Origin of the sequence: Streptomyces colwelliae (assembly GCF_048158785.1) — a bacterium.
GTDB lineage: Bacteria > Actinomycetota > Actinomycetes > Streptomycetales > Streptomycetaceae > Streptomyces.
On sequence record NZ_JBLTJC010000380.1, the window covers coordinates 1 to 9,675 of the forward strand.

At 67.8% G+C, this 9,675-nt stretch carries 11 protein-coding genes; 2 read left to right on the forward strand and 9 right to left on the reverse strand.

The window, feature by feature from the left end:
- The 5 genes from ACNFOC_RS44590 to ACNFOC_RS44610 all read right to left on the reverse strand — a co-directional run.
- On the reverse strand, window positions 1-882 hold an 882-nt coding region (locus ACNFOC_RS44590), incomplete at its 3' end, for an HAD family hydrolase (protein ID WP_416964722.1).
- Window positions 876-2,117: a phosphotransferase family protein gene (locus ACNFOC_RS44595; RefSeq protein ID WP_416964723.1), complete on the reverse strand. Its 1,242-nt coding sequence runs from the start codon at window positions 2,115-2,117 to the stop codon at window positions 876-878. The genes ACNFOC_RS44595 and ACNFOC_RS44590, both read right to left, overlap by 7 nt.
- 83 nt (window positions 2,118-2,200) lie before the next feature.
- Complete coding sequence (locus ACNFOC_RS44600; RefSeq protein WP_416964724.1) at window positions 2,201-3,085, reverse strand: GntR family transcriptional regulator; 885 nt, start codon at window positions 3,083-3,085, stop codon at window positions 2,201-2,203.
- 189 nt (window positions 3,086-3,274) lie between these two features.
- On the reverse strand, window positions 3,275-3,973 hold the full coding sequence (locus ACNFOC_RS44605; protein ID WP_416964725.1) for an HAD family hydrolase: 699 nt from the start codon (window positions 3,971-3,973) through the stop codon (window positions 3,275-3,277).
- 36 nt (window positions 3,974-4,009) lie between these two features.
- Entirely contained in the window at window positions 4,010-4,891 is an 882-nt protein-coding gene (locus ACNFOC_RS44610) for a GntR family transcriptional regulator (RefSeq protein WP_416964726.1), read from the reverse strand.
- A gap of 137 nt (window positions 4,892-5,028) precedes the next feature.
- On the opposite strand from ACNFOC_RS44610, the gene ACNFOC_RS44615 reads away from it, so the two are divergent.
- Window positions 5,029-5,217, forward strand: a complete 189-nt coding sequence (locus tag ACNFOC_RS44615) for a hypothetical protein (RefSeq protein ID WP_416964727.1) — start codon at window positions 5,029-5,031, stop codon at window positions 5,215-5,217.
- An 11-nt stretch (window positions 5,218-5,228) separates the two neighbouring features.
- Here ACNFOC_RS44615 and ACNFOC_RS44620 read toward each other — a convergent pair whose 3' ends face one another.
- Window positions 5,229-6,059, reverse strand: coding sequence for a winged helix-turn-helix domain-containing protein (locus tag ACNFOC_RS44620; RefSeq protein WP_416964732.1), 831 nt, complete (start codon window positions 6,057-6,059; stop codon window positions 5,229-5,231).
- A gap of 265 nt (window positions 6,060-6,324) precedes the next feature.
- Between ACNFOC_RS44620 and ACNFOC_RS44625 the strand changes: the two genes are divergently transcribed.
- The gene (locus ACNFOC_RS44625; protein WP_416964728.1) at window positions 6,325-6,510 is read left to right on the forward strand and encodes a hypothetical protein; all 186 of its coding nucleotides are present in this window, start codon (window positions 6,325-6,327) and stop codon (window positions 6,508-6,510) included.
- A 183-nt stretch (window positions 6,511-6,693) separates the two neighbouring features.
- On the opposite strand, the gene ACNFOC_RS44630 is transcribed toward ACNFOC_RS44625, so the two are convergent.
- The 3 genes from ACNFOC_RS44630 to ACNFOC_RS44640 form a co-directional block, all read right to left on the reverse strand.
- Complete coding sequence (locus ACNFOC_RS44630) at window positions 6,694-7,953, reverse strand: GNAT family N-acetyltransferase (RefSeq protein WP_416964729.1); 1,260 nt, start codon at window positions 7,951-7,953, stop codon at window positions 6,694-6,696.
- Between the two features lie 62 nt (window positions 7,954-8,015).
- Window positions 8,016-8,756 carry an HAD family hydrolase gene (locus ACNFOC_RS44635; protein WP_416964730.1) on the reverse strand — a complete coding sequence of 247 codons (741 nt, stop codon included), beginning with the start codon at window positions 8,754-8,756 and terminating at the stop codon, window positions 8,016-8,018.
- Window positions 8,756-9,604 (reverse strand): GntR family transcriptional regulator, encoded by an 849-nt coding sequence (locus ACNFOC_RS44640; RefSeq protein ID WP_416964731.1) that lies wholly within the window; start codon window positions 9,602-9,604, stop codon window positions 8,756-8,758. Before ACNFOC_RS44640 ends, ACNFOC_RS44635 begins: the two co-directional genes overlap by 1 nt.
- Window positions 9,605-9,675 lie beyond the last annotated feature (71 nt).

The following is a 9,675-nucleotide window of genomic DNA, read 5'->3' on the forward strand; positions in this document are numbered from 1 at the left end:
GATCGGCGCGGTCGTCATCGACCGAGACCGGCGCGTACTGCACATCGTCCACAAGGCCACTGGGCTGCCGGTCCCGGCGGCGTCCAGCAGGCCGCCCGAGATGGTGGGCAGCGGCAGCAGGGCGATGGCCATCGCGACCGCGCCGATCCGCCGCCTCGCCTCGCCGAGCAATGGAGCGTACGCCCCCAATACGACCTTCGCCCCGGCATGGCGCAGTCGTGCCCGTGCGAGTGGTGCCGTGTCGTACCCGATGAACCGGACGCCCGCACGCTCGGCGGCCAGAAGGTCGGTGTCCGTGTCTCCGATCATCACCGCGTTCTCCGGCCGCAGGTCCAGGTCCCGCAGGGCTCGTTGGAGGACATCGGGATGCGGTTTCATCAGGCCGGGGTCGTCGGTGCGGCCGTGCACGGCCTTCTTGAAGTACTGGTACAGCCCATGTGCCCGCAGATAACTTTCCGCGACGTGCGGCGAGTTGTTGGTGACAACGGCCAGGCACAGCCCGCGCTCGGCGAGGCTGCGGACGAACGCGTCCGTGTCCGATGTGGGCGGCTCTGCCTTCAGAGCGGCCGCCGCCTCGCCCGCGGTCAGGCACTGCTCCAGCCTCTCCAGCAGAGCGGCGAGGTCGTCGTCCTTGGCGCCAAAAGCGTCCAGGTCCGCTTCCCACCGGGCGCGGTGAATCGCCCGCAGCACCATGTGCGGGTCCTTGCTGGTCCGTTCCTCTTCCCTCAGTAGGCGCAGGAACCCGAAATCGGCTACCAGGCAACGGAGTTCGTCGGCCAGAGGCCTGGAGGAGTCCGCGGGAAACAGTCGGCAGAGCGGACCATCGAAGTCGAAGAGGACGCAGTGGGCTTGGGTGAGCAGCGACTGGGCAACGGTCACCATGGCATCGCCGTGCCCCAGTTCAGCAACGAGACGGCCCCGGCCGCTCCGCTCAGTGCTCCTGCGCCCCGACGTCGCCACTTCTCCGAGTCGTCCCATCCACGCGCTTCCTTTCCGCATCCACACACGAGCTCCGTTCGGTCCTGCGCCCCGTGCCACGCCCTCAGCGCGGCCTCGGCCGTGAACGTGTCCAACGGTGGTCCTCCGAGGTTCAGTGCCTTCCTGGCCCGCCGTACGGCGCGGCGCACCCTGTCGACGGCATCGACGAAGTCCTGCTCGGAGGGCTGGTCCGGCAGCGCGAGAGCAGCCCTCATGACGTCGGCGAACACCGACTGGGCGTGCTCGAAGGCCAGGTACACGGGCAGATCCTTCGCCAGGCCCTCGGTCGCCCCGGCGTGCCCGGACAGCCTCATCGCCCGAGCCCACAGCTTGATCATGGAGCGGGTCTCCGTGACGCCATAACCCATGCGAACGAGGTGTGTGGCGAGGTCGTGCAGCGGGTCTCCGTACATCGCCGTCTCCCAGTCGATGACGACGAGCCGGTCACCGTCCTTCCGCGGCGAGACCACGATGTTGCCCCGGTGGACGTCCGTGTGCAGGAGACTGAAAGGGCGCCGGGTGAGTCCGGGTACGGCGTCCGTGAACCGCTCCATGGCGTCCGCCGGAACACCGACCGCGTCGAACAGCGTGCCGAAACGAGGCACGTTGGGGCGGTACACCTCGTCGGCGGTGAACCGGGCCTGCCACTGGAGGAAGCCCCGGCTGTCGCCGTCCTCGGCCCAGTCGGCGGGCAGTTCCGGAAGCCCGTCCCTCGGCACGCCGGCCAGTGCCGCGAAGAAGTCCGCCAGCATCTGCAGCCGGTCCGTGCCGTATGTCCCGTCGGCGGGCACCACCTTCGACAGGACGCGGCCTCGCACATACGCGTCCACGGTCAACGTGTCGAAGTCCAGGAGACGGCGCGGCACGTCCCGCACCTTGCGGTCCGCGGCAGCCAGGACCTCCGGTTTGCCGCGCCAGATCCGCGGCACCACCTCGATCGCGTCGACGGGGGTACGGAACTTGACCAGGACCCCGCCGAACCCCACGCCCAGCAGGAGGCCCAGCGGCGGCCCGAGTTGTGTGATGCGGTTCTCGTTGTGGTGGCCGGGGACCACGATTCCGTACGGACTCTGGAAGCGTCTCTTCGCGAGCACGCGCAGCAGCAACCGATATGCCCGGCGGGGCAATTGGGGCGTCATGGCGGCAGAGGTTATCCCTTCCGGCGACGCGCATCACACGATGTCAGTATATGGACGACTCGCCATGCCAATTCGCCCGAGCCTCACTTGGCAAGCAGGTTCCACGTTTCGTCGAACCACTTCCGCCAGTTGTCCACCTTCTCGGAGGCCTGCGAGTGCGGGTCGTCGTCCTTGACGTCGTAGGTGAGCGGGGCGCCGACACCCAGCACGTCGATCGCGTCCACGGCCTTGTCGTACGCCTCCAGGTAGACCTGACGTTTGACCGGCACGTACGGGGCGGACAACATGGCCGAGCCGTTGACCAGATACAGCTTGAGCGGCGGGTAGAGCTTCACATAGCGGATCTCGATCTCCACAAATGGCACCAGCCCCCCGACCCTGAGGTCGTTGAGCTTCTGCTTGATCGAGGTCGTGCTCCCGCGCGTGGTGTTGAGATGGCGTTCCCACACCGCCTCGTCGTCCTCGTCCTGCACGGCTTTCGGATAGAGCCGGTCCACCACGTCCTCGGCAGGCAGCAGGATGCGCAAGTGGATCCGCTGCAGTTCGGGACGTTTGTTGAGTCGGATCTGCTCGTCCTGTCTGCGGATCTGAAAATCCAGCGACTCGGAGCTGAGGGTGAAAACGTCAAGGGTGACCTCGGGCCCCCGAAAGGCCTGGTCCATGAGTTCCCCCAGGGTCACCCATCGCCCCTCGGACGAGATGGGTGGCTCCGCCTTGATCACCTTGATGACCCTGGTCCCGCTGCCCTGCCGCGACGAGAGCCACCCTTCCTCGATCAGCTCCCGCAGGACCTTCTGCACCGTGGGCCGCGACACCTCGAGTTCTTCCGCCAGCTCACGCTGTGGCGGCAGAAGCGCGCCGAGAGCGTACGTCCCGCCGGTCAGACGGTTCAGCAGTTCAGATCTGACCCGTTGGTACGTCGCCCCGCCTTCACCCCCGCCCTGCTCTTCGCCCACGTCTTCGTTCACGCCGCGATCATACTCCCGACAGCCCAAAAACAACCCACTTCCAGTCAGGTAAACAATCTTATGGGCCGAAGGTTAGTCAACCAGTCCAGTTGGGAAGTAACTGGTCAGCTAGACAAGCCAATTGGATGGCTCGTGGTAGGCATGGCGAAGGGAGTGGTGAACATGGCAGTCCTCCCCGTCGAAGATCGCTCAGCGCCCGAGCGGCCGCATCACTTCCTGCAGCGAGAACACGATGTGCTCGGCCTCTGCCGCCCGCAGCTCCTTCTCCTTCCTCTCGTCGCGCGCATAACCCACGAAGGCGACACCGGCTCGCCGCGCCGCCTCGACGTCCGGGGGCGAGTCGCCGAGCATCAGCGCGTCCGAGGGGTCCGCACCGAACTCGTCCAACGCCTGCTGGAGACAGTGCGGATGCGGCTTGAGGAGGTCCGGATCCCGGGTGCGCCCGCAGACGTGGGTGAAGCAGTCGTCCAGCTCCCGTCCTTCCAGGTAGTTCCATACGGCCTTGGCGGAGTTGTTCGTGGTAACCGCCAACTGTGCGCCGCTCTTCACCCAGGCACGGACGAGCGAATCGGCGTCGGTGGTGGGCATGGCGGACGAGACTGCCTTCAGTTCCTCATCGGTGAGCTGTTGCTCCAGGGCGGCGACCAGGTCGCTACCCGGACGCCGACGACCGACCGCACGAAACACGTCCCAAGGATCGTTCGTCCGACTCTCCTCGGCGGTCAGCAGATCTGCCGCACCCATCCCGTCGAGCCATTCGACGAGTCTGCGGGCCACGCCGTCTGCCGCGCGACCCGCGAACACACGACAGACCGGACCGTCGAAGTCGAAGAGCACATAGCGCGCGCGGGTGATCAGGTCCTGAAGGTTCTCCGGGTGCGATGTCACCGACTCAGTCTGCGACACGACGGGCGGCCACCGAAGCTAACCGAGTGCCAGATCCGTCGTGATGGTTTCCCAGAGGGCGTCGAACCACAGCTGGGATTGCTCCACGAACGCGGCGTCCCGCTCGCCGGTCTGCCGCAGGAAGGGGAAGAGGAGGGACTGGGAGCCGAGGATGTCGTACATGTCCAGGGTGTGGCTGCCGTACTCCTCCTCCCGTCTGGTGAGCATGTAGTAACCGAACAGCGCCTCCTCCCCGTTGAGGAGGTACAGCTTCACGGGCGGGGTGAACGGGAGGGCGCGGAAGGTGACCTTGACGTCCATGCCGTGGGTGGCCCGCAAGGCCAGCAGGTTGTGCTGGAGCACTTGGCCCTGGGCGTTGCGCATCGACAGCCAGCGCCGGTGGACCGCGTCGTCGCCGTCGCTGCCGTCGACCGGGACCGGGAAGGCCAGGGTGATCTCCCTGGAGGGGACCAGTATGCGGACCTCGATCGACCGGGGGCTGAGGCGGCCCTCGTGGATCTGGCGGAGGGGTTCGCCCAGGGCCAGCATCAGGGTCTCGGCCGTGTGGCACAGGACGTCTATGTGGACGTTCGGCTCCGAGAACGCCTCCGTCAGGCGCGGTGCCAACCCCACCATCGTCGGCTGGGGCCGGTCCGACGCAGCAGTCGGCTCGGCGGCGATCCGCGGCGGGCTCCCCTTGCTCACGTTCGTCAGCAGACCCGCCTCCTGGAGCAGCCGCAGAGCCTGCCGTACGGCTCCCCGCTCCACCCCGAACTCCTCCGCCAGGTCGGCCTGCGTGGGCAGGCGGTCTCCCGCCTTGAGGTCCCCGGTGCGGATGCGGTCCCGCAGGGCATCGGCGATCTCCTGGGGCGAGAAGCCCCTGCTGCCGTTCACCACGACGTTTTCCTGAGTCACGGACAAACGCTACAACTCCTCCCCGTCCGAGGTCGGTTGTTCGGAAATGGCTTCCGGGAGCCGACCAAGGCGGAACAACGCGGGCGCAGTTGGCAACGTACTTCTCCAAGTTGGCAGAGTTACCTGATCGAGGAGGCACCGCCGTGCCCGTGATCGCCTTCGCGCTCGCCATCTTCACCGTCACCGTCGACCAACTCGCCCAATGGCGGTACGGCCCGGCCGGCATCGTCGCGCTGACACTGCTCGCCATCGGGATCAGGTCGCGCAACCACACCTGCAGCACGATCGGCGCCGTGGCACTCGCCCTGCTGGTCACGAGGCCAGCGCTGTGACCCGGCCGCGGTCAGCTCAAGGGGAGCTCCACGCTGATGGTTTCCCACAGCGCGTTGAACCAGAGTTGGGACTGCTCCACGAACGTGGTGTCGCGAAGGCCGGCACCCTGCGTGAAGGGGAACAGCATCGACTGGGTGCCCTCGGCGTCGTACATCTCCACCTGCTCGTTGCCGATCTCCTCCCCGCGCTGGGTCAGCGTGTAGTACGCGAAGAGCGCGTCCGTGCCGTTGAGCAGGTACAGCTTGATCGGCGGTGTGAAGGGCAGCGCACGGAAGGTGACGTGCACGTCTATGCCGTGCGTGGCCCGCAGCGCCAGCAGATTGTGCCGGAGCACCTGGCCCTGTGCGTTGCGCTGGCTCAACCAGCGGCGCTGCAGGCGCTCGTCGGTGGATCCGTCCACCCTTGCCGGGAAGGCCAGTTCGATGTCACTGCTCGGCAGCAGGACCCGGACGTCCACCTTGGCCGGTTTCAGGAGTCCCGCGTGGATCTGGCGCAGTGGCTCGCCGATGGCCAGCGTGAGCGAGACCGCGGTCAGACACAGGGCCTCGATCTCCACGTGCGGCTGCGCGAAGGCCTCCGCTATGCGAGGGGCCAGGCCCACCATCGTGGGCTGCGGCGGAGCTCCGGGGCCGGTCAGGGCCAGGCCGAGGTCCGGGGCGACGGTCGCCGGGCTGCCCTTGGACACGTTGGTGAGCAGCTGCTCGGACTGCAGGATGCGCAGAGCCTGCCGTACGGCCCCGCGCTCGACGCCGAACTCGTCCGCCAACTTTGCCTGGGTCGGCATCCGCTGGCCGGGCTTGAGCACACCGGACCTGATCCGCCCGCGCAGCTCGTCCGCCACGTCGCGGTGCGTCCAGCCCGGCTTCTCCGCTCTCTGCCGTCCTGTGAGGGCTGCGTCTTCCGAGTTCACAACGGGCAGAGTACAACTTCCTGCCATCTCCTGACAGTTACTCAGCAGATGGCCGCCAGGCACTTCCAACTACGGGAAAGTTGGAGTAAGTTGGTTGCCAACTTACTCATATGGTTGACCTTCCCATGGTTGGAGTTCTGGTGCCACGGCACCTCATATCGGCGGGGCCCGCTCCGCCCCCGGAAGGACGGACCTCGTGCCATACACCGCCCTGGTCGTCGCGGCCCTCGCCATCGGATTCGAGCAGCTCATCCAGTGGAAGTACGGCCCGATGGGCATCATCGCCTTCGTCGCCCTGTCCATCGGGATCAAGGCCAAGAACACCACGATCAGCGGTCTAGGAGCGGTCATCCTCGTGATGCTGCTCGCCCAGTCCGGCTGACCGGACCTACCGGTCCGACGTCAGTCCGGCCGACCGGGCTCCCCTCCGGAGGGGAGCCGGGAGCCCGGTCGGTCAGCACCACAGCAGTACTGGTTCAACAACCACAACTGAAAAGCACCATCCACAACTGAACAGCTACGGATGAGTCCATCAACGATCAACTGGCCCCAGCGGAAGGAGCGTTCAGAAAATGTCCGGGCACCAAGGCCGCCTGGACGTACGCAGCAGGGCGTCGGCCACTCGGGCGGCGCCCGCTCGTTCTTCCCGCACCCGCCCCAGCGCCGCGAGCCGCACGGCCGACTCGTCGCCCAGCCACAGCGTCCCCAACTCCCCCACATCGAGGGTGAGTTCGGCGCTCTCCGTGGTCGGCGTGCAGGACGCCCCCTGCGCCGAGGCCTCCAACCGGTAGCGCCCGCCCGCCAGCCCGGCCCCGTCGACCACCTCGAACACCAACGTGTCCTCCCCCTCGTACGACCGCGCCTCCATGGCCCGTACGACATCCAGGATCCGTACCCACAGCCAGTCCGCCTGGGTCGTGATCGTGGCCGCCCGCGGGTCCGGCAGGAGGTGGGGCAGCAGGTCGTCGGGGGAACGCCAGCCCGACTTCACCTTCGCCACCCAGTCGATCGAGCAGAGGTGGTGCCACAGGGCGCGCTCCGCGGCCGGGGTGGTGGCGATCAGCCCCTTCACGGTGGCCGTGTCGAGCGGCTGCTTGGCGTCGGTCCAGGTGTCGTCGCAGACGTACGCGGCCAGGCCCTGGACCTCGCCGTCCGCCGCGCGGTGGACGGCGTAGAAGGGCTCGGTCCACGGCGCGCGCGTCAGGTTCAGGGCGCCCGTGGTGACCTGCCACCAGCGGTCGTCGCGGTTGACCGCGCCGGGCTGGGTGCGGCGCAGCCGCTCGTGCAGTTCGGGGCCGAGCTTGCGTACGTCCTCGCCGTCCACCAGGTCGATACGGCCGCCGTCCTCCGGGGCCGCCCAGCGGGGGTCCAGGCCGGCGCGCTGAACGTCGATCTCCCACTGGGTCGCCGAGGTGGCGGGGCCGAAGCCGTAGCGGCCGTAGATCCGGTACTCGGCGGCGATGAGCGTGGCGACGACGTCGCCCCGTTCCTTCGCGGCCGCCAGGTCCTGGGTCATCATGCGGGTCAGGAGGCCTCGGCGGCGGTGCGTGGACGTGACGGTGACGTTCGAGATGGCGTCGGCCTGGACGGGGCTGCCGCCTACCGCCGTCAGCTCCTGGGGGAAGGAGCGGAAGGTCGCCACGCAGCGGTTGCCGTCGAAGGCGCCGAGGGTGCGGGACGGGTCGATGTAGGTGCTGCGGTCGGCGATCTCCTCGTCGGAAACGGTCGGCGCGCGCAGGAAACCGGTGTTCAGGGCGCGGATCCAGTCGGAGATCTCGGGCTCTGTGATGGAGCGGACGGCGAGGTCCTGGAAACGGCTGCTCATGGGATCACGCTAGGTGCACGGCGGTCGGGGTGTCGCGCGGATTTTCTGAGCGCGGCTCCGTGTCAGCCCTCGCTTCGGAGCTGCCGCAGGACCGGCTCCAGGGAGCTCACGACGGCCTCGGCTCCCGCCTCGCGCAGCAACGTTTCCTTTTCTTCGTTTCGCACGTAGCCGAGGAAGGGAATGCCGGCCCGCCGCGCCGCCTCGAAGTCCGAGGGCGTGTCGCCGATCATCAGGGCGGCGGCGGGGGCGGCACCCATGGCGCGCAGGGCCTGGTTCAGGAAGTGGGGGTTCGGCTTCAGCAAGTCGAGGTCGTTCGTGCGGCCGTAGACGTGCGGGGTGAAGCACTCCAGCAGGCCCCGGCCGTGGAGGTACTCCGTCACCGTGCGCGGGGAGTTGTTGGCGGCGACGGCGAGACGGATGCCGACGGCACTCCAGGTGCGTATGAGCGGATCCGCCCACGGAGTGGGGAACGCCGAGTCGACCGCCTTGAGTTCGTGCTGGGTGAGCCGTTCCATCAGCTCGTCCACCAGATCGCTGCGCGGATGCCGCTTGTTGACCGCGTGGAGGACGACTTGCGGGTCCGGATGCCCCTGCTCTGCCTCCGTCAGCAGCTCCTTCAACCCCTGCCGTTCCAGCCAGGCCACCAGGTCCTTCGCCACGTTCTCCGCGGCCGAACTTCCCGGGAACAGCTGGCAGATGGGGCCGTCGAAGTCGAAAAGGACGAAGCGAGCGCCGGTGATCAGTTCGCGCACGTTGCCTGTCTCTTCTGTCACCGGAACAGTCTGCGCCGTATCAGGAGTCACTAGGAGAGTGTCAGGTCCGTCGTGATGGTTTCCCAGAGGGCGTCGAACCACTTCTGCGACTGCTCCACGAACGCGGCGTCCCGCTCGCCGGCCTGCCGCAGGAAGGAGAAGAGGAGCGATTGGGAGCCGAGGACGTCGTACATGTCCAGGGGCTGACTGTCGTACTCCTCCTCTCTCGTGAGCATGTAGTAACCGAGCAGCGCCTCCTCCCCGTTGAGGAGGTACAGCTTCATGGGCGGGGTGAAGGGGAGGGCGCGGAAGGTGACCTTGACGTCCATGCCGTGGGTGGCCCGCAGGGCCAGCAGATTGTGCTGGAGCACCTGCGCCTGGGCGTTGCGCATCGCCAACCAGCGCCGGTGGGCCGGATCGTCGTCGTGGCGGCCGTCGACCGGGACCGGGAAGGCCAGGGTGATCTCCCGGGAGGGGAGCAGCACACGGACGTTGATCGATGCGGGGCGGACGCGGTCCTCGTGGATCAGCCGGAGCGACTCCCCCACCGCCAGCATGAGGCTCTCGGCCGTCAGACAGGCCGCGTCGATCCGTGCGTCCGGCTTCTCGAACGCCTCGCACAGGCGCGGTGCCAACCCCACCATCGTCGGCTGGGGCTCGTCCGACGCAGCAGCCGGCTCGGTGATCCGCGGCGGGCTCCCCTTGCTGACGTTGGTCAACAGCCCGTCCTCCTGAAGCAGTCGCAGAGCCTGCCGTACGGCTCCCCGCTCCACCCCGAACTCCTCCGCCAGGTCGGCCTGCGTGGGCAGGCGGTCTCCCGCCTTGAGGTCCCCGGTGCGGATGCGGTCCCGCAGGGCGTCGGCGATCTCCTGGGGCGAGAAGCTCCTGCTGTCGTTCACCGGTTCATGGTGAACCCCGCCCGCGCGACCCACCAGAGGGGCGTTCAGAACACCGCCCGAATCTCCCCCAC